This window comes from Pseudomonas sp. GW823-FHT05G12 (assembly GCF_058795575.1).
In genome coordinates, this window is record NZ_CM179501.1 from 3,657,620 (window position 1) to 3,678,648 (window position 21,029).

At 61.2% G+C, this 21,029-nt stretch carries 23 protein-coding genes; 12 read left to right on the forward strand and 11 right to left on the reverse strand.

From position 1 onward, the window contains the following. Nucleotides 1-56: 56 nt before the first annotated feature. Nucleotides 57-680, forward strand: coding sequence for a glutathione S-transferase family protein (locus AC3RCM_RS16610; RefSeq protein WP_010953466.1), 624 nt, complete (start codon nucleotides 57-59; stop codon nucleotides 678-680). 53 nt (nucleotides 681-733) lie between these two features. Here AC3RCM_RS16610 and AC3RCM_RS16615 read toward each other — a convergent pair whose 3' ends face one another. Next, nucleotides 734-1,909, reverse strand: coding sequence for an MFS transporter (locus AC3RCM_RS16615; protein ID WP_104887405.1), 1,176 nt, complete (start codon nucleotides 1,907-1,909; stop codon nucleotides 734-736). Between the two features lie 94 nt (nucleotides 1,910-2,003). Here AC3RCM_RS16615 and AC3RCM_RS16620 point away from each other — a divergent pair, with 94 nt between their 5' ends. Further along, on the forward strand, nucleotides 2,004-2,903 hold the full coding sequence (locus AC3RCM_RS16620) for a LysR family transcriptional regulator (protein ID WP_060489578.1): 900 nt from the start codon (nucleotides 2,004-2,006) through the stop codon (nucleotides 2,901-2,903). A gap of 160 nt (nucleotides 2,904-3,063) precedes the next feature. Beyond that, on the forward strand, nucleotides 3,064-4,059 hold the full coding sequence (locus tag AC3RCM_RS16625; RefSeq protein WP_064490802.1) for a D-2-hydroxyacid dehydrogenase family protein: 996 nt from the start codon (nucleotides 3,064-3,066) through the stop codon (nucleotides 4,057-4,059). 7 nt (nucleotides 4,060-4,066) lie between these two features. Here the strand turns inward: AC3RCM_RS16625 and AC3RCM_RS16630 are convergent, their stop codons facing one another. Continuing rightward, complete coding sequence (locus AC3RCM_RS16630) at nucleotides 4,067-4,552, reverse strand: hypothetical protein (RefSeq protein ID WP_064490803.1); 486 nt, start codon at nucleotides 4,550-4,552, stop codon at nucleotides 4,067-4,069. Nucleotides 4,553-4,694: 142 nt separating this feature from the next. Here AC3RCM_RS16630 and AC3RCM_RS16635 point away from each other — a divergent pair, with 142 nt between their 5' ends. The 3 genes from AC3RCM_RS16635 to AC3RCM_RS16645 all read left to right on the forward strand — a co-directional run bounded on the left by AC3RCM_RS16635 (nucleotide 4,695) and on the right by AC3RCM_RS16645 (nucleotide 7,879). After that, the gene (locus AC3RCM_RS16635; RefSeq protein ID WP_064490804.1) at nucleotides 4,695-5,690 is read left to right on the forward strand and encodes a 5'-nucleotidase; all 996 of its coding nucleotides are present in this window, start codon (nucleotides 4,695-4,697) and stop codon (nucleotides 5,688-5,690) included. 82 nt (nucleotides 5,691-5,772) lie between these two features. Continuing rightward, on the forward strand, nucleotides 5,773-7,050 hold the full coding sequence (locus AC3RCM_RS16640; protein WP_064490805.1) for a bifunctional O-acetylhomoserine aminocarboxypropyltransferase/cysteine synthase: 1,278 nt from the start codon (nucleotides 5,773-5,775) through the stop codon (nucleotides 7,048-7,050). A 64-nt stretch (nucleotides 7,051-7,114) separates the two neighbouring features. Next, a complete protein-coding gene (locus tag AC3RCM_RS16645) occupies nucleotides 7,115-7,879 on the forward strand; it encodes a hypothetical protein (protein WP_064490806.1) in 765 nt (254 codons plus the stop codon). Nucleotides 7,880-7,960: 81 nt separating this feature from the next. Here the strand turns inward: AC3RCM_RS16645 and AC3RCM_RS16650 are convergent, their stop codons facing one another. Next, on the reverse strand, nucleotides 7,961-8,434 hold the full coding sequence (locus tag AC3RCM_RS16650; RefSeq protein WP_029380671.1) for an anti-virulence regulator CigR family protein: 474 nt from the start codon (nucleotides 8,432-8,434) through the stop codon (nucleotides 7,961-7,963). A gap of 146 nt (nucleotides 8,435-8,580) precedes the next feature. Between AC3RCM_RS16650 and AC3RCM_RS16655 the strand changes: the two genes are divergently transcribed. Beyond that, entirely contained in the window at nucleotides 8,581-9,744 is a 1,164-nt protein-coding gene (locus tag AC3RCM_RS16655) for an AAA family ATPase (RefSeq protein ID WP_104887404.1), read from the forward strand. Nucleotides 9,745-9,772: 28 nt separating this feature from the next. Here AC3RCM_RS16655 and AC3RCM_RS16660 read toward each other — a convergent pair whose 3' ends face one another. Beyond that, a complete protein-coding gene (locus AC3RCM_RS16660) occupies nucleotides 9,773-10,429 on the reverse strand; it encodes an HD domain-containing protein (RefSeq protein ID WP_409320279.1) in 657 nt (218 codons plus the stop codon). Nucleotides 10,430-10,683: 254 nt separating this feature from the next. On the opposite strand from AC3RCM_RS16660, the gene AC3RCM_RS16665 reads away from it, so the two are divergent. Continuing rightward, nucleotides 10,684-13,095: a TonB-dependent siderophore receptor gene (locus AC3RCM_RS16665; RefSeq protein ID WP_492629031.1), complete on the forward strand. Its 2,412-nt coding sequence runs from the start codon at nucleotides 10,684-10,686 to the stop codon at nucleotides 13,093-13,095. Between the two features lie 40 nt (nucleotides 13,096-13,135). Here the strand turns inward: AC3RCM_RS16665 and glsB are convergent, their stop codons facing one another. The 5 genes from glsB to AC3RCM_RS16690 form a co-directional block, all read right to left on the reverse strand. Further along, nucleotides 13,136-14,044, reverse strand: coding sequence for a glutaminase B (glsB, locus tag AC3RCM_RS16670; protein WP_104887401.1), 909 nt, complete (start codon nucleotides 14,042-14,044; stop codon nucleotides 13,136-13,138). A 230-nt stretch (nucleotides 14,045-14,274) separates the two neighbouring features. Beyond that, entirely contained in the window at nucleotides 14,275-14,733 is a 459-nt protein-coding gene (locus AC3RCM_RS16675) for a DUF3429 domain-containing protein (RefSeq protein WP_104887400.1), read from the reverse strand. A gap of 35 nt (nucleotides 14,734-14,768) precedes the next feature. Beyond that, nucleotides 14,769-15,329, reverse strand: a complete 561-nt coding sequence (gene folE, locus AC3RCM_RS16680; RefSeq protein WP_003250704.1) for a GTP cyclohydrolase I FolE — start codon at nucleotides 15,327-15,329, stop codon at nucleotides 14,769-14,771. Then, nucleotides 15,314-15,727, reverse strand: a complete 414-nt coding sequence (locus AC3RCM_RS16685; RefSeq protein ID WP_081273128.1) for a thiol-disulfide oxidoreductase DCC family protein — start codon at nucleotides 15,725-15,727, stop codon at nucleotides 15,314-15,316. The genes folE and AC3RCM_RS16685 overlap by 16 nt, the downstream gene beginning before the upstream one ends. Nucleotides 15,728-15,876: 149 nt before the next feature. Next, nucleotides 15,877-16,593, reverse strand: a complete 717-nt coding sequence (locus AC3RCM_RS16690) for a hypothetical protein (protein ID WP_014591527.1) — start codon at nucleotides 16,591-16,593, stop codon at nucleotides 15,877-15,879. 176 nt (nucleotides 16,594-16,769) lie between these two features. On the opposite strand from AC3RCM_RS16690, the gene AC3RCM_RS16695 reads away from it, so the two are divergent. The 3 genes from AC3RCM_RS16695 (at nucleotide 16,770) to AC3RCM_RS16705 (ending at nucleotide 18,118) form a co-directional block, all read left to right on the forward strand. Then, entirely contained in the window at nucleotides 16,770-16,988 is a 219-nt protein-coding gene (locus tag AC3RCM_RS16695) for a hypothetical protein (RefSeq protein ID WP_014591528.1), read from the forward strand. A gap of 474 nt (nucleotides 16,989-17,462) precedes the next feature. Further along, complete coding sequence (locus AC3RCM_RS16700; RefSeq protein WP_014860884.1) at nucleotides 17,463-17,705, forward strand: hypothetical protein; 243 nt, start codon at nucleotides 17,463-17,465, stop codon at nucleotides 17,703-17,705. 149 nt (nucleotides 17,706-17,854) lie between these two features. Continuing rightward, a complete protein-coding gene (locus AC3RCM_RS16705; protein ID WP_003250694.1) occupies nucleotides 17,855-18,118 on the forward strand; it encodes a DUF3077 domain-containing protein in 264 nt (87 codons plus the stop codon). A gap of 171 nt (nucleotides 18,119-18,289) precedes the next feature. Here AC3RCM_RS16705 and AC3RCM_RS16710 read toward each other — a convergent pair whose 3' ends face one another. Continuing rightward, entirely contained in the window at nucleotides 18,290-19,006 is a 717-nt protein-coding gene (locus AC3RCM_RS16710; RefSeq protein ID WP_198747212.1) for an SDR family NAD(P)-dependent oxidoreductase, read from the reverse strand. Between the two features lie 45 nt (nucleotides 19,007-19,051). After that, nucleotides 19,052-19,537, reverse strand: coding sequence for a DUF2165 domain-containing protein (locus AC3RCM_RS16715; RefSeq protein ID WP_492629032.1), 486 nt, complete (start codon nucleotides 19,535-19,537; stop codon nucleotides 19,052-19,054). Between the two features lie 371 nt (nucleotides 19,538-19,908). On the opposite strand from AC3RCM_RS16715, the gene AC3RCM_RS16720 reads away from it, so the two are divergent. Beyond that, nucleotides 19,909-20,946 (forward strand): sensor domain-containing diguanylate cyclase, encoded by a 1,038-nt coding sequence (locus AC3RCM_RS16720; protein WP_064490814.1) that lies wholly within the window; start codon nucleotides 19,909-19,911, stop codon nucleotides 20,944-20,946. Nucleotides 20,947-21,029: the final 83 nt, after the last annotated feature.

Consider the following 21,029-nt stretch of genomic DNA (forward strand, 5'->3'; position numbering starts at 1 on the left):
TGACCCGCCCCCCGCAGTGGCGGACGATCAACCTCCCCCACACAAGGACGAACACCATGCTGCGGATACTGGGAAGAGCCTCTTCCATCAATGTGCGAAAAGTCCTGTGGGCCTGCGCCGAATTCGAGATCGCGTTCGAGCGCGAAGACTGGGGTTCTGGCTTCAAGGCCACTGACAGCACCGAGTTCCTCGCGCTGAACCCCAACGCCATGATTCCGGTGATCCAGGACGGCGACTTCACCCTGTGGGAATCCAATAGCATCATCCGTTACCTGGCCAGCCGCTACGGCGCCACCGCGTTCTATCCCGGCGAGGCCCAGGCGCGGGCGCGGATCGACCAGTGGATCGACTGGCAGGCCTCGGACCTGAACCGCTCATGGAGCTACGCGTTCATGTCGCTGGTCAGGCATTCGCCCGCTCACCAGGACCCGCAAGCACTGGCTGCCGGTTGTGCCGAGTGGTCACGCTACATGCGCATCCTCGACCGCCAGTTGGCCAGCACCGGTGCCTATGTGGCCGGCAGCCAGTTCACCCTGGCCGACATCCCGATCGGCCTGTCGGTCAACCGCTGGTTTGAAACGCCGTTCGAGCACCCACACCTGCCCGCGGTGCGCGATTACTACGAGCGCCTGAGCGAGCGCCCTGCCTATCACTTGCATGGCCGAAACGGTACCCCGTAGTACCCGCAAGGAAGTGTATCGAGGGGCGCAAAGCGCCCCAAGGTTCCGACCTGTTACACCGCAACCTGCCGCCCGGCTAGCCCCCCTCGCCCACGCCAGGCAAACAGCAGCACCAGTACCAGCCCCAGCGTCGCCATCGCAGCCCCCGCCAGGGAAATCGCCGGGTAGCCCAGCCCCGCGTTGATCACCGCGCCACCCAGCGCCGCACCGATCGCATTGCCCAGGTTGAACGCGCCAATGTTCACCGCCGAGGCCAGGTTGGGCGCATCCTTGGCCGCTTCCATGACCCGCATTTGCAGCGGCGGCACCAGGGCAAAGCTGGCCGCACCCCAGACCAGGATCGCCAAGGCGGTCGGCAGCGGCCAGTCCAGTACCAGCGGAAACACCAGCAGCACGGCAATCAGCCCAGCCAGTGACAGGATCAGGGTGCGATCGATCGAGCGGTCCGCCGCCTTGCCGCCCCATACGTTGCCCAAGGTCAGGCCGACACCGAACAGCACCAGCATCGCCGTCACGAAGGGGGTGGACGCCGCCGCTTCATGCTGCAGGATCGGCGCAATGTAGGTGAACACGGTGAACATTGCGCTGGAACCCACCACGGTCAGCAACAAGGCCGCCAGTACCGGCCTGCGGCCCAGCACACGGATCTCGGCCATGGCCCCCTCGCCCTTGGGCGACGCAACATTGGGCAGTGCGTACCAGAGTGTGGTCATCGCCACCAGGCCAAGCCCGGCAATACCCCAGAACGCCATGCGCCAACCCAGCATTTCACCCAACCAGGTCGCCAACGGCACGCCGCCGATGGTGGCCAGGGTCAAACCCATGAACATTGCAGCCACGGCCCCGGCGCGCTTCTCGGGCGGCACCACACTGGCCGCGACGATCGAGCCGATGCCAAAGAAGGCGCCGTGGTTGAGTGAAGTGACCACGCGGGCCACCAGCAGGCTGGCGTAGTCGCTGGCCAGGGCCGACATCAGGTTGCCCAAGGTGAAAATGGCCATCAGCCCGATCAACAAGTAACGGCGCGGGATCTTCACCGTGGCCAGGGTCATCAGCGGCGCGCCGATCAGCACGCCGAGGGCATAGGCACTGACCAGCAGCCCGGCAGCAGGAATGGAAACGCCAAGGTCGGTAGCGATACTGGGCAACATGCCCATGGGGGCGAACTCTGTAACGCCGATGCCGAAGGCACCGATGGCGAGTGCGACAAGCGGTGGATTGATACGCATGGCAAGCTCCTTATCTATGCCGCAAATGCTACGATCCGTTTAAAACGCGCACTAGACTGCATTTTTGCGAACCACCTTTGCTTTAGAGGCACAAATGGACTTCAGTGGCAGATCCGGCGAGATGGAGATTTTTGCCAAGGTGGCGCAAGCGGGCAGCCTGTCTGCTGCCGCCCGAGCGCTAGGCCTGACGCCCTCGGCGGTCAGCCGCATTCTCGCCCGCACCGAACAGCGCCTAGGTACCCGCCTGCTGCTGCGCACGACCCGGGCGCTCACCCTCACCCCCGAGGGAGAGGCCTACCTGCGCGGCGCACGGCGGGTGCTGGCGGACATGCTCGAAGTGGAAGAAGCCATCACTGACCAAGGCGTGCCACGCGGGCGCTTGCGGGTCAGCGCTGCGCTGGGCCATGCCCGGTTGACCGTAGTGCCGCTGCTGGCGGCCTTCAGCGCACGCTACCCGCAAGTGCTGGTTGACCTGACCCTCAGCGACGAGGTGGCCGACATACTCGGCGGCCAGGCCGACGTGGCGCTGCGCTTCGGTCACCTGCCGGACAGCTCGTTGAGCGCTCGCGCCATTGGCGAGACCGGCCAGGTAGTGGTGGCCTCGCCAGAATACCTGCAACGCTACGGTACCCCGCTTGAACCTGAAGACCTTGCCAGGCACAACTGCCTGCGCTTCAACTTCCGCCGCGCGATGCCTGACTGGCCGTTTCACCGCGACGGGCATACGTTCTCACTGAAGGTGAAAGGGAATATCGAATGCAGCAGCGGCGAGGCGCTGGCGCAGCTGGCCAGGCTGGGCGCCGGCGTGGCGCGTATCGGCACCTTTACCGTGGCCGATGACCTGGCCAACGGGCAACTGGTGCCGTTGCTGGAGGCTTACAACCCGGGTGATCGGGAACCGATTCATGCGGTGTTCGTCGGCGGCCCGGCGATGCCGGCACGGGTGCGGGTGTTTGTGGATTTTCTGGTGGAGCAGCTATCTGGTGGCCAGTAGAGCCGGCCTCGTGTCGCGACAGGGCCGCCAACGCATGGCGGTTGCATCACTGGGCGGCAGAGGCCGGTGCTGATGTGCAGCGACTGCAGCCTGATCTGACACCGATTCCCCCCGTTAGGTTATCTTCGACGCTTCCCTGTACCGCCCGGGCCAGACCACCATGCGCATTGTCATTCCCGACGACTACCAAGATGTAATCCGTACGCTCGATTGCTTCGGCAAGCTGAGCGGGCATGCTGTCAGCGTCCTTCATGAGCACCCGCCTGCCACGCTGGAACAACTTGCAGCACGTTTTGCCGATGCCGACGCCCTGGTACTCACCCGCGAACGCACACGCATCGACGCCGCCTTGCTCGACCGCCTGCCCAACCTCAAGCTGATCAGCCAGACCGGCAAGGTGTCCAGCCACCTCGACCTGGCTGCCTGCACCGCGCGCGGCATTGCCGTGACCGAGGGGCGCGGATCGCCGGTAGCGCCTGCCGAACTGGCCTGGGCGCTGATCCTCAATGCCCGCCGACAACTGCTGCCGGCCATTGATGCCTTCCGCCAAGGCCAATGGCAGGTCAACCTGGGCCAGGCGCTGGCCGGGCAGACGCTGGGCATCTGGGGCTATGGCAAGATCGGCCAGCGCCTGGCGCGTTATGCGCAGGCCTTCGACATGCCCGTGCTGGTGTGGGGCAGCGACAACAGCCGCGCCGCAGCCAAAGCCGATGGCCACGCTGCTGCCGCCTCGCGCGAGGCGTTTTTTGCCGAGGCGGATATTGTCAGCCTGAACCTGCGCCTTTCGGATCAGACACGCCATGGGGTGACCTTCGACGACCTGTCCCACATGAAGCCCGACGCCTTGCTGGTGAACGTCAGCCGCGCGGAACTGATTGCACCAGGCGCATTACTGCAGGCATTGGATGCCGGGCGGCCGGGCTACGCGGCGGTGGATGTTTATGAGGAGGAGCCGTTACTCGACCCGGCCCATCCACTGCTGCGCCACCCACGGGTACTCAGCACGCCCCACCTGGGGTATGTGGAGAAGAACGGCTACGAGCTGTACTTCGGTGACGCCTTCGACAATGTGCTGGCGTTTTTCGACGGGGTGCCGAAGAACGTCGCCAACCCGCAAGCCTTGGCAATTCAACGCTTGAACCCGGCGCAGCCTTGAAGTTGCACTACCCGAGCAAATGCAGCCCCAGCGTAAACACAGCCACGGCCAAGGCAACCAACGACACGGCATGACGCTCCAGATACGCGGGCCAACCGGCTGCTGACTGCGACGTGCATTCACATTGGCGCTCAGCCAGGCGGGTCAAGCGCGCCTCCACACTGTCCACGCGGTCTGCCTGGGTGCTCGCTGCCAGCGCGAGCTTCTTCAGCGCCGTGGTCACCGTGATGGACATCCCTTCCCGAGCCTGATTGCTGGCGGCCAGTTGCTGCTGGCACTGCTCAAGACGCTTGTGGATCGCCCCTTCCTTCTGCACACGGGCCAGGGTAGTTGCCACGAGCTTTTTGTTCAGCCCCTCGATACTGGCCAGCAGTGCTTCGTGCTCGGTGGCCTGCTGGGCCGACGCGTCTGCCTCAAGGTGGCTTTCGTGCATCGTGTTCCCATTCGCCTCGGCAAGCGGAGTCAGGGTGCCGTGTTCATGTAGCTGGTTCATCAATCACTGTCCGGATACTGCGGTAAGGGGCGAGACGCTATCAAAATGACACTACCGGATCCACTGATCAGTCGCGCAATTGACGGCTTTCGTCAGAACGTGCGCGTACACTTGCCTTCATGCCACTCGCAGGAGCCGCTGCATGCCTTACCCCATTGAAGAAAAACTGGTCATCGGCGTTGCCTCGAGTGCGCTGTTCGACCTCTCCGTTTCCGATGACATCTACCAGACACAAGGTGTCGAGGCTTACCGCCAGCACCAGGAACAGAACCTGGACGAGCCGTTCCCCAGGGGTGTGGCGCTCCCGTTCATTCGCCGCTTCCTGAGCATCAACAAGGCGTTCCCCGACCAGTTGCCGGTGGAAGTGGTGCTGCTCTCGCGCAACTCGCCGGAAACCGGCCTGCGGGTGTTCCGCTCCATCAGCCACTATCAGCTGGACATCACCCGCGCGGCATTCATGTCGGGCCGCTCGCCCTACGAATACATCCCGGCGTTCAATGCCTCGCTGTTTCTCAGTGCCAACGAGGAAGATGTGCAAAAGGCCATCGACGCCAACTACCCTGCCGGGCGTGTACTGCCTACGCGCATCTACGATGATGAAATCGACACTGAGCTGCGGGTGGCCTTCGACTTCGATGGCGTGATTGCCGACGACGAGGCAGAGAGTGTTTACAAGCGCAACGACAACCTGGACGACTTTCAGGAACACGAGCGCGTGCACAAGGGCACCCCGCATTCGCCGGGGCCACTGGCAGACCTTTACCGCAAGCTTTCGCGGATACGCATGCTGGAGGACCGCAAGCTGGCCGAGGACCCGACGTACCAGCGGATTCTGCGCATTGCCATCGTCACGGCGCGCAACGCGCCTTCGCATGAGCGGGTGGTGACGACCTTGAAGGATTGGGGCGTATCCCCGGATGAGTGCTTTTTTCTAGGCGGCATGGATAAGCCCAGGGTGTTGTCGATATTGAAGCCGCATGTGTTTTTCGACGACCAGCGCACGCACCTGCAATCGCCAGCGGGAAACCTGCCGATGGTGCATGTACCGTTTGGGGTGGCGAACAGAGTGCGCTCGCCTCAGGCACCCGACGTGAAGCAGGATCAACTGCCGATCAGCGAATTGTCACGCGAACCGTAATCCGCCAGAGCGACACCCTTGACCCATGCGCGCTCGCCGCCGCATGCTCGAACGCTTCCACCCACGCTCAAGGAACGATTGCATGAAGCTGGAAACGCTTGCCATCCATGCGGGCTTCAGCCCCGACCCGACCACCAAGGCGGTGGCCGTACCGATCTACCAGACCACCTCCTTCGCCTTCGACGACACCCAGCACGGCGCCGACCTGTTTGACCTGAAGGTTGCCGGCAACATCTACTCACGCATCATGAACCCCACCAACGACGTGCTCGAGCAGCGCATGGCCGCCCTGGAAGGCGGGGTTGGCGCGCTGGCCGTAGCCTCGGGCATGGCGGCTATCACCTACGCCATCCAGACCGTCGCCGAAGCCGGCGACAATATCGTCTCGGTGGCCAAGCTGTACGGCGGCACCTACAACCTGCTGGCGCACACCCTGCCACGCATGGGTATCCACACCCGCTTCGCGGCCCATGACGATATCGCCGCCCTCGAAGCGCTGATCGATGCGCGTACCAAAGCGGTATTCTGCGAGTCCATCGGCAATCCCGCCGGCAATATCGTTGATATCGCTGCGCTGGCCGAGGCCGCCCACCGCCACGGGGTGCCGCTGATCGTCGACAATACCGTGGCCACCCCGGTGCTGTGCCGGCCGTTCGAGCACGGCGCCGACATCGTCGTGCACTCGCTGACCAAGTACATCGGCGGTCACGGCACCAGCATCGGCGGCATCGTCATCGACTCCGGCAAATTCCCCTGGGCCGAAAACAAGGAACGCTTCGCCCTGCTCAACACCCCCGACCCGTCCTACCACGGCGTCACCTACACCGAAGCCTTCGGGCCTGCCGCCTTCATCGGCCGCTGCCGTGTGGTGCCCTTGCGCAACACCGGCGCCGCGCTGTCGCCGTTCAACGCCTTCCTGATCCTGCAAGGCCTGGAAACCCTGGCCCTGCGCATGGAGCGCCATACCGAGAACGCGCTAAAGGTCGCCCATTACCTGCAAGCCCACGAGCAAGTGGCCTGGGTGAAGTTCGCCGGGCTGCCCGATCACCCCGAACATGAACTGGCCAAGCGCTACACCGGCGGCAAGCCGGCATCGATCCTGTCGTTCGGCATCAAGGGTGGCCAGGCGGCTGGCGCGCGCTTCATCGACGCGTTGCAGTTGGTGGTACGCCTGGTGAACATCGGCGACGCCAAGTCACTGGCCTGCCACCCCGCTTCCACGACCCACCGTCAGCTCAACGACGAGGAACTGGAGAAGGCCGGCGTGCCACGGGACATGGTGCGCCTGTCGATCGGCATCGAACACAGTGACGACATCATCGCCGACCTGGCCCAGGCCTTGGAGGCCAGCCGCGGCTGATTCCTCCGCGCCCTACCCAATGTCGAAGGCGGGCGCACCTTCATCAAGCCTGGATGCACCCGCAATGACCCTGTTTTACCTGAAACTCACCATCACCCCCCTGCTGATGTGGGCCATCTCCCTCGCCTCCCGGCGCTGGGGCGGCCTGCTAGGCGGATTGCTGTCCGGCCTGCCGATCACCTCGGCGCTGGTGATGACCTTCCTGTGCCTGGAACAGGGCACGGCCTTCGCCCTGGGCGCATTGCCCGGCGCACTGGGCGGCCTGGCGGCGGTGCAGGCCACCTACACCGTCTACCTGCTGGCCACGCGCACGCTCGGCATCGCCGTGGCCGTTCTGCTGGCATTGCTGTTCTATGGCCTGGCCGCCTATGCCTTTACCCACTGGGGCAACCTGTACCTGTCGATTGCAGTGGCGTTGGTGCTGATCGGCGTGCTGATCCGCGCCAGCGGCCGCGAGCCCAAACCTGATACCTTGGCCCGCCCCCGGCACCGGCACTGGGAAATCCCGTTGCGCATGGTATCTGCCACTTCCCTGCTGATGATCACCACCAGCCTGGCCAGTTGGCTGGGCCCGGCGACCAGCGGGATGCTGGCGCCGATTCCGGTGATTGCCTGGCCGCTGGTAGTGTTCGCCCATGTGCAGGGCGGGCGAGCCGGGATGGCGGCGATGGTGCGGGGGAATGCGATCGGCGCAGTGGGGGTGATTGCGTTCTATCTGGTCTTGGCGGGGCTGCTGGAAACGTGGGGCGTTGGCGTGACCATCGGGCTGGCCATGCTGTGCGCTGTGGTGCTGACCCTTGGGCTGGCCGCAGTGTTACGGCGGCGTTGATAGGCGGTTGGGCTGCTGCGCAGCCCATCGCAGGCAAGCCAGCGCCTGCAGGGACCGGGCGGACTGCTCGCACCTGCGGCCTTAGTCGAACGCCCCGTTCAACACCTCATAGATGATCCCGGTCGCCACGGCGACCAGTATCAGGTCTGCGCCTGCCTGCATCCACTCATACCCGTCATAGTGAGGCAACTGCCCCAGCAGACGGCCATCCAGTTTCTTGGCGATACCAGGTGGTAGGGGCTTGCCGCGGGCCAGGTTCTTCTGAATGCCTGGAGGCAATGCCGGGCCCGGGCTCCAGTAGTTGCGGTGACCTCCGAGGATGCCCAATACATCGCCACGGTCGATGGACGGGCCGCCGTGCCAGTCATTGCCGCCGGCACTCTGCTTGTGGCCGCCCGAATTACCCTGGCCCTGGGCGTGCGGCGCCTGACCCTTGCCGTGCCCCTGACCTTGGCCCTGGCCTTTGCCATTACCCGGGTCGGCGAGCACCGGGCCAGAGGCCAAGGCCACCGCCAATGAGGTGACAATGGCTGTCATGATTGTTGATCTGGCCATGTGAGCATCCTTTGCGCGAGAGGTTGCCCCACACTATAGACGGTGCGCACGCCTGCTTCACTTGCAACAGCCTCAGCAGGGGTGGCTGACAAGGCAGGCACGCTTCGGCCACAATCGGTCGCCTGGTCCACGCTGGGAAGCACTGCATGCTCACTACCCTCGCCATCGGCAACTACCGCTCGATCAACCACCTGGTGCTGCCGCTGGGCCAACTCAACCTGGTGACCGGTGCCAACGGCAGCGGCAAATCCAACCTATACAAGGCGCTGCGCCTGCTGGCCGAAACCGCACAGGGCGGCGTGGTCGAAGCCCTCGCCCGTGAGGGCGGGCTGGATTCGACCTGGTGGGCCGGCCCGGAAACCAGCGCACGAATGCGGCGCGGCGAAGTGCCCATCCAAGGCCAGCATCCGAGCGAAGCCAGGCGCCTGCGCCTGGGCTTTGCCACCGAGGACCTCGGGTTTGCCATCACCCTCGGCCTGCCAATTCCCCTGCCGTATCCGAGCGCGTTCATGCTCGACCCTGAAATAAAGTGCGAGGCCATCTGGGGCGCTGGCGCCTATCGCCCCTCTTCCTTGCTGGTCGAGCGCAAGAATGCCCTGGTGCGGGCCCGCGAGGGCAACCGCTGGGCAGTGCTCGATCAGCATGCTGACAGCGGCGAGAGCTTTTTCAACATCGTCGGCCGGCCACGCCAGGCACCGGAAATCGGTGACCTGCGCGCGTTCATCAACAGCTGGCGGTTTTACGATCACTTCCGGATTGACCGTGATGCGCCTTGCCGTCACCCCCAACTGGGCACTCGCTCGCCGGTACTGCATCACGACGGGCGCAACCTGGCCTCGGCGTTGCAGACCATTATCGAAATTGGCGATGTGGAGGATCTGGTGGAAGCGCTGAATGACGCGTTTCCCGGCAGCCGTCTGGAGATCAATGCGCCACCTGGCGGGCTGTTCAGTGTAAGGCTGCACCAGCACGGGCTTTTGCGCCCGCTCGAGGGTGCTGAATTGTCGGACGGCACCCTGCGTTATCTTCTGCTGATGGCTGCCCTGCTCACACCACGGCCGCCATCGCTGATGGTATTGAACGAACCGGAAACCAGTCTGCACGCAGACCTGCTCCCGGCCTTGGCACGGCTGATCATTCGTGCATCGGGCCGTAGCCAAGTTTGGGTGGTATCGCACAGTGCGCCCTTAATCAACGCGCTGGCAGCCTGTGACGGGTGCAATGTGCTAGAGCTGGAAAAAATACAAGGGCAAACCCAGCTGCGGGGGGTTGGGTTGCTGGATGAGCCGCTGTGGCGCTGGGCTGACTGAATTCAAGGACGGCACAAGCCCGGCATGACTAACCGGCCCCGGTAATCTCGTCCATGAACTGGGTAAGAAAGGTTTCAAGCCGGGTATGACGCTCGGCAGCAAGGCGAGCCCCTTCTTGGGTCTTAAAGCCCGAGGCGAGCTTGAGCAGTTTGGTCTGGAAGTGCTCGATGGCATACGCCCCGTCCTGGTACGCCCTCTGCTGCGCGAAAGGATTCTCGACGTCATAGAGCGCCGACCCCATTCGCCCGGCGACGTAAAAACACCGGGCAATACCCACCGCGCCTATGGCGTCAAGCCGGTCACTGTCCTGAAGGATGCAGGCCTCACGTGTCAGCGGTTCCAACCCCGCCGAGTAACTGTGCGTTTTGATCGCATGCACTACCTGCTCAACACGCCCGCTCGGCCAGCCCATCTCAGCAAGGACTGATGCAGCCTTGTTCGCCGACAACGTCGAGGCCTGCCCACGTAACGGCGAATGCTTTTCCACCGCCACACAGTCGTGCAGCACCGTCGCCGCAAGCAAGATTTCAAGGTCGCCACCCTCTACCCGCTGAATCCGGTGCGCATTGACCCACACGCGCTGAATATGGGCCAAGTCGTGGGAGCCATCATTCTGGTCAGACGGCAGATACTTCAGCAAGTCAGTGGCAAGGCACTGATAAGGAGCAAACGCTTCGCGGGTCATCTTCGGTAGGTTCCATTTCCGGTGAAAGCGCGGGTTCACGGGCGCCGTCCGTACGCTGCCCTGGGCAAGTACCGAGAGCCTGCATGTCGGTTTCAAAGCCTGTACAGCACTGGCAGGAGCAGCCTTGTGCTGCGATGAGGATATTACTGTCAAAGTAGATCCTCAGCCCTATCAGCACCTTGCTACTAAGTATTTCCGTCAACAACACGTTTGTTACTGGGAGCACTTGTATTCGATCAGCAAGGAGTCAATGGATGTCCGCTCGCTTTTCCTCCCCCGCCACCCGTATTCGCCAAACCGCGCTAGCGGTCGGCTTCGCGGGCTCGCTGCTGGGCACTGCACATGCTTGGGCCGAGCCTGTGGGTTACAGCATCCCGGCAGGGTCATTGGCTCACGCACTCGACCAGTTTGCCGACGCCAGCGGTGCAGTCATCAGTTTCAGCCAAGAAGAAGTCGCTGGCTTACACAGCAAAGGGCTGCACGGCAATTACGAACTGCATCAGGCGTTGGCAGAACTGCTGCAAGGCAGTGGCTTGCAGGTGCAGGCAGCGGGCGACAAGCACTTCATGCTGGTCAGCGCTGAGCAGGATGGCGCCATGGAGCTTGCGGCAACCACCGTCTCCAGCATGGCCCTGGGTGCCACCACCGAAGGCACCGGCAGCTACACCACCGGCTCGGTCAATACCGCAACCGGGCTGCGGCTGTCTGCACGCGAGACACCCCAATCGGTCAGCGTGGTCACCCGCCAGCAGATTGAAGACCAGAACCTGAACGATGTTGCCCAGGTGCTTGAACAGACACCAGGCGTGGTCGTTGACAGCATGGGGCCCGCCGGAAGCGACGCCAACCATATCTACGTGCGCGGCTTCGAGGTCGGCAGCATCCAGGTGGACGGCATCAACCGCCCCGATACCTTTGGCTTCAGGGACGACCTCTCCGACATGGTGTCCTATGACCGGGTAGAGGTAGTGCGCGGTGCCACGGGCCTGATGTCCGGCACTGGCGACCCGGGCGCCACCGTCAACCTGATCCGCAAGAAGCCGACCCTGGAAACACAACGCAAGCTGACCTTGAAAGCGGGCTCGTGGGACAACTACCGCACCGAACTGGACGTTTCTGGCAAGTTGACGCAAAGCGGCAATGTCCGCGGGCGCTTTGTCGCCTCCAATACCGACAGCCAGAGCTACGTCGACCGCCAGTCGCTGGAACGGCAGGTGGCCTATGGGGTGCTGGAGTGGGACATCACCGACAGCACGATGCTGACAGCAGGTGCGGAATATCAGGAGATGGACAACGACGGGGCAGGCAACCACGGCTTCCCGATGTTCAATTCAGATGGCAGTCACTTCAGCCCCTCCCGCACGTTCAATTCAGCTTCGGACTGGAGCTATCACAAGCGTCGCACCAAGACGGTATTCACTACGCTGGAGCATCAACTGGACAACGGCTGGCAGTTGAGACTGAATGCCGAACACAGCCGTCGCAGCTATGACGACGCCTTTGCCACCGCGGCCAGCGGCACCGTCAATCCCGATGGCAGTGGCATCAGCACCTGGACGGGGCGTTGGGCCGGCGAGCCCCGGCAGACCTCGTTCGACCTGTCGGCGTCGGGCCCGTTCGCGCTGTCGTCCCGCGAGCACCAGGCCTATCTCGGGGCCAGTCACTACCGCGCCTACTACCGCAACGACGGTTACCCGCTGTGGGCGATCCAGACCATCGACAACATTTACACCTGGGACGGTTCGCTGGCGATACCAGACGCCATCCATGCCAAGTCCTCGGAAGATGCGCTGGATGAAACCCAGGACGGCCTGGTGGCTTCGGTACGCTGGAGCCTGGCGGATGACCTGTCGCTGGTTACCGGGGCGCGGCTGATCGACTGGAAACGCGACGAAACCTCTACCACCCTGTCGTCCGGCGCTACAAGCCGCACCTCACGTAGCGAAACCGGGGTCGTCACGCCCTACCTTGGCCTGGTGTATGACCTCAACGAGCACTGGTCGGCCTATGCCAGTTACACCACCATTTTCAAGCCGCAGAGCAACAAGGATATCAACGGTACCTACCTGGACCCGCTGGAAGGCGTGAACTACGAGCTCGGTCTGAAGAGTGAGTTCTGGGACCAGCGCCTGACCGCGGCTTTCAGCGTTTTCGAGGTGCACCAGGACAACCTGGCGGTAGCCGACGGAAGCAACCTGGCGCCAGACGGCAACCAGGCCTACCGTGCCGAATCGGGTACCAAGACACGTGGTTTCGAGATGGAAATGGCGGGCGAGATTTTGCCTGATTGGCAGGTCTCGGCCAGCTACACCTATGCGGTGAGCAAGGATTCGGATGGCGACCGCCTGAACACTGAAATACCGCGAGACACCTTGAAACTGTTCACCAGCTACCGCCTGGCGACCCTGCCACAGTTGAAGGTAGGGGGTGGTGTGCGCTGGCAGGGTACCGAGTATTACAAGAGCGCCGGGCCCAACAACGAAACGTTCACCCAGGACCCCTGCAGCGTGGTCGACCTGATGGCTCAATATGCCTTCACGCCGCAGACCAGCGTTTCACTGAACCTCAACAACGTGTTGGACAAAACCTACTACACGGCGATTGGCGCGCGCGGCTGGTATGGCAGCCCACGCAGCGCCACGGCCACGTTGGTGTACGCGTTCTGACCCGCCAAGGCGACGCCTGATTGCCCCCTGAGTTCGCAGATCAGAACACCGACCATCCGATCCGCGAACTGAGCAGCTCAAGCGCCGCCATCCCGGCCAGGGAGTTGCCCGCCGCATTCAGCTCTGGCGACCACACGCATACGGTAAATTGCCCCGGTACGATCGCCACGATCCCGCCACCCACGCCACTCTTGCCAGGCAAACCCACCCTGAAGGCGAAATTCCCCGCCTCGTCATACAGCCCGCTGGTGGCCATGATCGAGTTCACTTGTTGGGTCTGGCGCCGCGTCAGGATCTGCTCACCGCTGTGCTTGCAGAACCCATCATTGGCCAGGAAGCAGAATGCCCGCGCCAGGTCCAGGCAGTTCATTTGCAGTGCGCAGTAACTGAAGTAACTGCGCAGCACCGTCTCGACCTCGTTATGGAAGTTGCCAAATGACTGCATCAGGTACGCCATGGCAGCGTTGCGCGCGCGAAACTGATATTCCGAATCAGCGACCCGGGTATTGATCGAGATGTGGGGGTTGCCTGAAAGCCGTCGGACAAAATCGCGCATCGACAACGTGGGGGCCGCGAAGCGCGACTGATTGATATCGCAGATCACCAATGCACCTGCATTGATGAACGGGTTACGCGGCCGCCCGCGCTCGAACTCCAGCTGCACCAGCGAGTTGAACGGCTGCCCCGAAGGCTCATGCCCCAGCCGCTCCCAAATGGTTTCTCCCGAATGGCCAATGGCCTGAACCAGGCTGAACACCTTGGAAATGCTCTGCACCGAGAATGGCACCTGCGCGTCGCCTGCGCAGTGGTAACTGCCATCGTTGCCATAGACAGCGATGCCCAGCTGGTTCGCCGGCACGTCAGCCAGCGCGGGAATGTAGTCAGCGACTTTGCCCTTGCCGATCAAGGGACGTACTTCTTCGAGAATCTCGTTCAACAGCGTTTGCATGGAAGGCCCTGTATCAATCCCCAGACGACGGCGAGGGGCATTCCTCTTGACGAAGACTGAGCGGGAGAGATCACACATTCAGAAACAAATCACCGTCAGCGTCGTCATCGCCAGGAAGATCGCCGCGCGTTACGGCCTTGAAGGCAGCTGTAATGCAGGGTCGGTTGCACAAACCCATGTCAGCACGGCCGGCAGTGATCGTCAGCGTTCGGCGGTGGTTACTGGGGGTTTCAAAAATGAACGGATACCGAAAGTGCACTGACCAGCAAACAGAGGCTCGCAACAGCCGTTAAATGCACGCGCATCGGCAGATACCACCCAGGCACGGCTTGCGCCAGTTTGCGATCCTGCCAAAGATGGCCGACAAAACCGAAGGTCAACACCAGACACCCCACCGGCACAGGCAGCAACGTGCCAACCCAACCGATCAGGGCCGGTATAACGCTCCACACCAGTCGCTCTTGACGCTGCTTTGCGGGCAAACCCTGCAACGTCATGGCAAACCCCCAGTGCAGGGCACCGACGAAGCTCAATATCACCGCGCCATAGCCAACCATCATCATCGAGAAAAACGCTCGATACTCAGCCCAAAAAAGGATGAGCGCCGTCAAGCCAATAAACGGCAGCAGACCGCCGTAACCCAAGACAGCGAAGCGGCTTGGAGATAACGCAGTAGCATCGGAATTCATCTGGGCGCCCCTTCGCGACGGTTCAGGACCGGACGTCAACTGTGTCGTCCAATGAGGTTCAGGAATTCGTGCCGCGTCGAGGGGGCGTCGCGAAATGCACCTAACATCACGGATGAAATCATCACCGAGTTCTGCTTCTCTACCCCGCGCATCATCATGCACATATGCTGGGCTTCGATCACGACCGCTACCCCTGCGGCATCCGTGACTTCCTGCACGGCATACGCAATTTGCCGCGTGAGGTTTTCCTGTATCTGTAAACGACGGGCGAACATATCCACTACGCGTGCAACCTTGGAAAGCCCTAACACGCGTCCTGTTGGCAGGTACGCGACATGCGCCTTGCCAATAAACGGCAACATGTGGTGTTCGCACAATGAGTAGAGTTCAATGTCACGCACCACAATCATTTCATCGTTTTCACTCTCGAACAGAGCACCGTTCACGACCTCGTGAAGATCCTGGGCATACCCGTTGCACAAGTACTGCATCGCTTTTGCCGCACGCTGGGGTGTGTCCAGAAGCCCTTCGCGCTGCGGGTTTTCACCAATACCGACCAGGATTTCATGATAGTGCTCGGCTAACGAATGTGACATTTGGACTCCTCACCGCTACAACGGTGCCCGCCATCGGGATGTGGTAGCCAGGCCAAGTGTGGCCTCAATCGACAGAACAGCCTGTAAAGCACCGAAAACAGGGGACGTAGCGGACGCCAAGCCAGTGGCGCGACCCACAGGCCCACATCGGCAGCACGCCAACTCCACAAGGTGGCGTCCAAGCCTGTAACCCACTGCCCGCTCGCGAACCTTCCATGCAGGCATGACCTCAGTTGCTCAACCGTCAAGCCCAACGCCCCTGCATCGAAATCATCAGCACTGATGTCAACCAGGATGAGCTTTCCCCCAGTCGATTGCCTGCGCAGGAAGGCTATCTCCCGAGCGCACAACGGGCAGGCGCCGTCAAAGTACAGGGTGAAGGGCCACTTACAATACATGTACAACCTCTCATGCTTGTACAGGTTTTTGTATAAGTTAGCTGAAACCAGGAAATTCGCAATGGGGGGGCTGGGAGGTGTTCGCCGGTGGGTTTGTGTTGCCGGTGAGATCGAGCGCCGCCACACCTCCCATGGCGGACACCTTCCACTCAAGGCCGCATGAGCGGCTCGATCCCGATCCATTTCTTCACGGGGTGATAGCAGAGCTTCAGCGGCGGAATCTGCACCTTGCGGCCCTGCACATCCAGTGCCCCCAGATGAATCGTCCACTTGGAATCTGCCTCGAACTTGTCCGTCTGAAAGATCACATAAGCCGAGCCATAGCGCTTGTTGTTGGTCATCCTGGGAATCATCCGGTGCACTTCATCGCTGTTGATGTCGTATGGCGATGGCCGGGCGGTCTTCTCATTCACCAACGGAAAGTCGTAGGTCTCGTTGATGCCCAAGTACACCTCGGGCCGCGCATTCAGGCGCGAGCCGTCTTCAAAGGTGATGTAAGCCTGACGGCTGTCGTACAGCACCGGTATCGGCGGCTCGCCACGCTTGGCATCGGTCGACGGGCGTTGGCGGTCTTTGTTGTAGGCGATCATTTGCACAAAGAATTCCTGCCGTGAGTACTTCTCGCCCGGGTACTGCACGTACAGGCTTTGCTCATAGCGCTTTTCGCCCCATAGGGCGGCGTGGTCGTAGAGGTAGGTTTCCAGGTAGAGGGTGGTCTCCCCCTGCGGGCCTGGCACTTTGAACTGGAACTCGGATTCGCAAAGGTCCGCATAGGCGGCGCGTTCGCGTTTCCAGGGGACGCAGGCGGTCAATGAAGCGGCTGCCAGCAGCAGCATGAGAGAGAGTGTGCGTTGCAGGTTATTCATGACCGGCCCTGGTCCAGATGCGAATGGATCAGTTTCGAGGGCTGGGTCGCGCAAGTCCATACTGACCCTTTGCCATTATCGCGATACAGACAGCACACCTTGCAACCGCTCTGGATGTGACCCCCACGCCGCAACCGGATTTGCTAAGATCGCGGCCTTTCCACTGGGTGAACTGTATGTTTACCCGAGCCATCTGCAGCCTGCTGGAAGATCCGATGAACAAACTGATCCTGCCTTTCGCCATCTTCGTTAGCGTCATCATCACAGGGAAGATCGCCGAGCATTACGGCCTGGAGGGCAGCTGGAAAGTCGGCCTGCTGTGCCTCGTTGCAGCTGCCGTCCAGATCGCGGTTACCCGCTTTCAGCGCCACCAGCGGCAGAAAGCCGAGCTTTGAAAGGCGCGGGGCCCTCTGGATGATCACGTTATGGGGACCTTTCTTTCACCCAATTTTCACAGTGGCTTGGGCAGGATGAAGCTATCCCTACGTGATAGTACTTAGCCCGCCTCGGCGGGCTTTCTTTTGCCCGCATGTTTCCTGTCGACGTTTTGGGGAACGGGAGCGGGTCGAAAAATCAGAAATTACCCCTTCCTTGTAGGCCATTTCCCAAAGATACTCCTCGCGCCTGATTTTCGTTGCACATGGAAATAGTCAGCCCTAGTCTCGGCCTGTCGCTGCCAATTCAGCGACCGGTTTTGACAGACCGCTGACGTTGTCCTCATGTGCTCGCTTTCATGGCGGCTGTACGTGTGGGCACCCTGTGGTGCGCCGAGTGCCAACGTCTCGGTCTGTCAACCCGCGTACAGCTGCCACCATCTTGTTTGACAGCAAGGTTGAGGTAGCTCCACTTTCCGACGTTGGAGTTACGCCATGCTCAAGATCGTTCCAGATCCACCCCACCGGTCCCTCTGCCTTGAAGACACCCTGATCCAGGCCACGGATTACGCGCTTTGCGCTGCAACTGTCGTGCATCAGGCAATGCTGCTGCAGCCCAAGTCACCCGCGTCGATTCTGATGATGACCTCGATGCATGAACTGGAGACCTTGAGAGCTTTGCTCGAGTCCGCAATAGCCCAGGTGCAGATGCCCACTGAGCCTCGCACTACGCACTGACGTCTCGCTGATGTACTGCCTGGGCCGGCCTCTTCACGGATACCCTCCCCGGCACTCCCTCAGCCTTGAAGACTGCCGTGCTCCCGTAGGAGCGGGTTCACCCGCGAATAGGCCCGTACAGGCTGAAGCAATCTTGGGGAAACTGAACAATGTCCACAGAAGAAACCAAATTCACCGTCGGCAAAACCACCTTCTATCAAGGTGAAAACCAGACCCATCCCCTCTTCCGCATCGAAGCCGGCATCCCTTGTCAAAGCGCCCGTGAACAGGCGTCCGAGCTGATGGGCTATGCACGGGACATGACTCTGGATGGATTGATGGAAGATAAACCTCAGTTGATCTGGGCTTCGCACTACCTTTGCGCGTTAGCCAAGGCACTGATGGATGATGCTGAACTGGGCATGATGCGCTGAATGACTCATCATTGACTGGGTGCCTTCAAGACCTATGCGACTCCCGATTTTGAAGGCGACCCAACGACCTAGCTCCTTGCCTCTTTTCTTGCTGGACGCGGTCCAAGATTCAGTTCCATCGACTGAGACATCAAAGCCGAACCCTCACGCAAAGGCTCCGGTGCTTTGGCGTCAGAAGCGCTCATCACCGATAGCCGGCAAGATCAGCTCCCGTACGAACGAAGCCCCGGACAAGCGCAACAGCGCGTCGACCATAGTGACCACATCATGCACCGGTACCTGGCGCCGCTCGCCACGTGCTGCGGCTTGCGCCAATGGCGTGTTCAGGGAGTCGTCGGTATTGAGATAACCCAGGTGAAGTACGGTCACCGCCAGGTTGTCATCCCTGAAACCTTCGCGCAGCGCATCAGCCATGCCGTTGAGGGCGAACTTTGAGGCGCCGAACGCTACCTCCGGGCGCCCACTCTGGCGAAGAGCTGAGGTCGAACCGGTGAGGATCAACTGCGGCCGGGACGCACCAAGCAACTTGGGCACCAGGCGCTTGAGCAGAAGCAGCGTGGCCGTGATGTTCACCTCGACCAGCCTGGTGATCGATTCGTCGCTGTCGTCAAGGAATGCATAGTGCTCGCTGAAGGCGTGTTCTTCCCAGATGCCAACGTTGTAGATCAGGACATCCAGATCGGCAGGTGCCCGATCCGCGATCTGTGCTACAGCCGCCGTTGGCTTGGCAAGGTCGGCATCGACCCACTGCAGGTCGATGCCCGGGGCAAGGGCCAAGTCTGACGGCTGTTTGCGTGATACGCCGATCAGCGTGTCCCCTGGCTTGCCGAGCCCTTCGAGCAAAGCCCGGCCCAACCCTCTTCCGGCGCCTACGATCATCATCTTCATCTGTTGCTCCTTTTAACTGAAATGCTGCAAGCTTCCCTGGGCCGCTCAACTCCACCGAACATTCAGTACGACGAAGTGCAGCAGGATCCAGACCATCAACAACAGATGGGTCAGTTGCAACCCTTCCTGGCGGATCCAGTAGCCGAACCATATCCCGCCCAGCAGCATCGCGAACAGGAACCCGAGCGTTGCGCTCAAGGCCAGGTTCAACCAGGGCCGCGCCACCTCCAAGCCGGCGCCAAGCAGCAGTTCATAGCAGCCAACCCAAGCCGCGAGAACGGCGGCTGCCTGTGTCAGCACTATGATCGACAAGGCCAAGCGATGGATGGCGTGAGAGGTCATCGCTCGCACCAGCAAAGGGAGGCTGATTCCGGGAGGTTGGGCCAGCGGCGCCATCGACATGGTCTCCCCGATCGCCCCGGCTGAGCTGGCAAAGGCCTGCAGGTTGTTGATCAGGCTGATACTCAGCCACAGGCTCAAGCCAATGCAGCAGGTGGTCTGGAAAATCAGTAGTGAAGTCGGAGTGTCCATTCCTGGTCCTTTGTGAGTTCGTTTCCGAAAGCAGCGAGAGCGTCCGGACGCCACTCTAAAACCTTGACTTAACTCGAGGTCAATACCGGCTTTCCAATAAGGCTGCCTGGGGCGACAACCTCAACCGTTCGTTCAAGCCGTCTGTAGGTCTGAGAAGTTTGTCGAGGTCTTGGGCGACCGACCGAGCCGCGCCGATCAACGCCGCAGGTATACCCACTGGAGGATCCGGGATAGAGCCAACCGGTTTGCTATGCTCTCTATTCCGGCTGACCTGGCCTGAAGGCGCCGAGCGTGTGCGGCATTGGTCAAGATGCTTGAGAGTTTTCTATCCGCATTTGTGAAAAAACGAACCAAGGAGTGGAGTAACAGACATGCCAGCTTGTCCCCTACCCTCTGATGAAGCACTTCGTCAGCGCACACTTGATGACATGGACTTGGTCGATACGCCGGCGGAGCATTATCTTGATACCTTGGTACGACTCACCCAAGAACTAGCCCAGGTGGAGACCGTTCTGATCAGCCTAATCGATCAGGATCGGCAGTGGTTCAAGGCTCGAATCGGTATCGAGGTAAGCGAGACGAAGCGCAATGTGTCTTTTTGCGGCTACGCGATTCTCGGTGAAGATACCTTGATGGTTTCCGACGCCAGGTGCGATACACGCTTCGAGGACAATCCCCTCGTGCTGAACCCACCCTATATCCGGTTCTATGCGGGCCACCCGTTACGTGCCTCAAATGGCAAAGCCATTGGCACCCTGTGCATGTTCGATCCTCGGCCGCGGAAGCTCAGCGAAGCGCAACAGGCTAATTTTCGGGACTTAGCCACGCTCACCGAGGGTTATTTGCAACTGCGGAGCCTAGCTCAGGTCAATCGCGCTCTGCGTGTTGAAATGGATCGCGGGCAGCGCAGGGCTTTGCTTGATCCTTTGACACAACTATGGAACCGCGGGGCATTGGCAGCATTTCAGAACCGAGAGCTTCGTTTGGCTGAGGAGCGAGGTTTACAGCTAGGTGCCGTATACGCAGACCTCGACCGTTTCAAATCGGTCAATGACGAGCATGGCCACGATGCCGGCGATAAAGTGCTCTGCGAGTGCGCCCGCCGACTGCGGGCTACGCTTCGGCCAGATGACCTGCTGGTACGCCAAGGAGGAGAGGAATTCGTGGCCTTGCTACGGGTTAAAGATAGCCAAGAATTAACGCAGATTGCGGAGCGCTTGCGTCAGTCAATCGGCAGCGCGCCGTTTCTGTTACCCGGCGGCCCTCGGAAGATGACCATGAGCATCGGATGCGCCCTGCTCACCCAGGGTGAGCAGATTGATGATGCAATAAAGCGCGCTGACGGCGGTCTCTATGCGGCCAAACATGGGGGGCGTGACCAGGTTGTCTATGTGCCAGCGTTATCCTGAGGAAGTTGAGTCTCGGTAACATGGGGCGAGACTCTCCCTATACGAGATGCGCTAGCGTATTGGCCACCCCGGTCTCCAAGTGG

Bases quoted from the DNA above. Each gene is read 5' to 3' on its own strand.
- AC3RCM_RS16610 (WP_010953466.1), top strand. From the start codon at position 57: ATGCTGCGGATACTGGGAAGAGCCTCTTCCATCAATGTGCGAAAAGTC.
- AC3RCM_RS16615 (WP_104887405.1), bottom strand. From the start codon at position 1,909: ATGCGTATCAATCCACCGCTTGTCGCACTCGCCATCGGTGCCTTCGGC.
- AC3RCM_RS16620 (WP_060489578.1), top strand. From the start codon at position 2,004: ATGGACTTCAGTGGCAGATCCGGCGAGATGGAGATTTTTGCCAAGGTG.
- AC3RCM_RS16625 (WP_064490802.1), top strand. From the start codon at position 3,064: ATGCGCATTGTCATTCCCGACGACTACCAAGATGTAATCCGTACGCTC.
- AC3RCM_RS16630 (WP_064490803.1), bottom strand. From the start codon at position 4,552: ATGAACCAGCTACATGAACACGGCACCCTGACTCCGCTTGCCGAGGCG.
- AC3RCM_RS16635 (WP_064490804.1), top strand. From the start codon at position 4,695: ATGCCTTACCCCATTGAAGAAAAACTGGTCATCGGCGTTGCCTCGAGT.
- AC3RCM_RS16640 (WP_064490805.1), top strand. From the start codon at position 5,773: ATGAAGCTGGAAACGCTTGCCATCCATGCGGGCTTCAGCCCCGACCCG.
- AC3RCM_RS16645 (WP_064490806.1), top strand. From the start codon at position 7,115: ATGACCCTGTTTTACCTGAAACTCACCATCACCCCCCTGCTGATGTGG.
- AC3RCM_RS16650 (WP_029380671.1), bottom strand. From the start codon at position 8,434: ATGGCCAGATCAACAATCATGACAGCCATTGTCACCTCATTGGCGGTG.
- AC3RCM_RS16655 (WP_104887404.1), top strand. From the start codon at position 8,581: ATGCTCACTACCCTCGCCATCGGCAACTACCGCTCGATCAACCACCTG.
- AC3RCM_RS16660 (WP_409320279.1), bottom strand. From the start codon at position 10,429: ATGACCCGCGAAGCGTTTGCTCCTTATCAGTGCCTTGCCACTGACTTG.
- AC3RCM_RS16665 (WP_492629031.1), top strand. From the start codon at position 10,684: ATGTCCGCTCGCTTTTCCTCCCCCGCCACCCGTATTCGCCAAACCGCG.
- glsB (WP_104887401.1), bottom strand. From the start codon at position 14,044: ATGCAAACGCTGTTGAACGAGATTCTCGAAGAAGTACGTCCCTTGATC.
- AC3RCM_RS16675 (WP_104887400.1), bottom strand. From the start codon at position 14,733: ATGAATTCCGATGCTACTGCGTTATCTCCAAGCCGCTTCGCTGTCTTG.
- folE (WP_003250704.1), bottom strand. From the start codon at position 15,329: ATGTCACATTCGTTAGCCGAGCACTATCATGAAATCCTGGTCGGTATT.
- AC3RCM_RS16685 (WP_081273128.1), bottom strand. From the start codon at position 15,727: ATGTATTGTAAGTGGCCCTTCACCCTGTACTTTGACGGCGCCTGCCCG.
- AC3RCM_RS16690 (WP_014591527.1), bottom strand. From the start codon at position 16,593: ATGAATAACCTGCAACGCACACTCTCTCTCATGCTGCTGCTGGCAGCC.
- AC3RCM_RS16695 (WP_014591528.1), top strand. From the start codon at position 16,770: ATGTTTACCCGAGCCATCTGCAGCCTGCTGGAAGATCCGATGAACAAA.
- AC3RCM_RS16700 (WP_014860884.1), top strand. From the start codon at position 17,463: ATGCTCAAGATCGTTCCAGATCCACCCCACCGGTCCCTCTGCCTTGAA.
- AC3RCM_RS16705 (WP_003250694.1), top strand. From the start codon at position 17,855: ATGTCCACAGAAGAAACCAAATTCACCGTCGGCAAAACCACCTTCTAT.
- AC3RCM_RS16710 (WP_198747212.1), bottom strand. From the start codon at position 19,006: ATGAAGATGATGATCGTAGGCGCCGGAAGAGGGTTGGGCCGGGCTTTG.
- AC3RCM_RS16715 (WP_492629032.1), bottom strand. From the start codon at position 19,537: ATGGACACTCCGACTTCACTACTGATTTTCCAGACCACCTGCTGCATT.
- AC3RCM_RS16720 (WP_064490814.1), top strand. From the start codon at position 19,909: ATGCCAGCTTGTCCCCTACCCTCTGATGAAGCACTTCGTCAGCGCACA.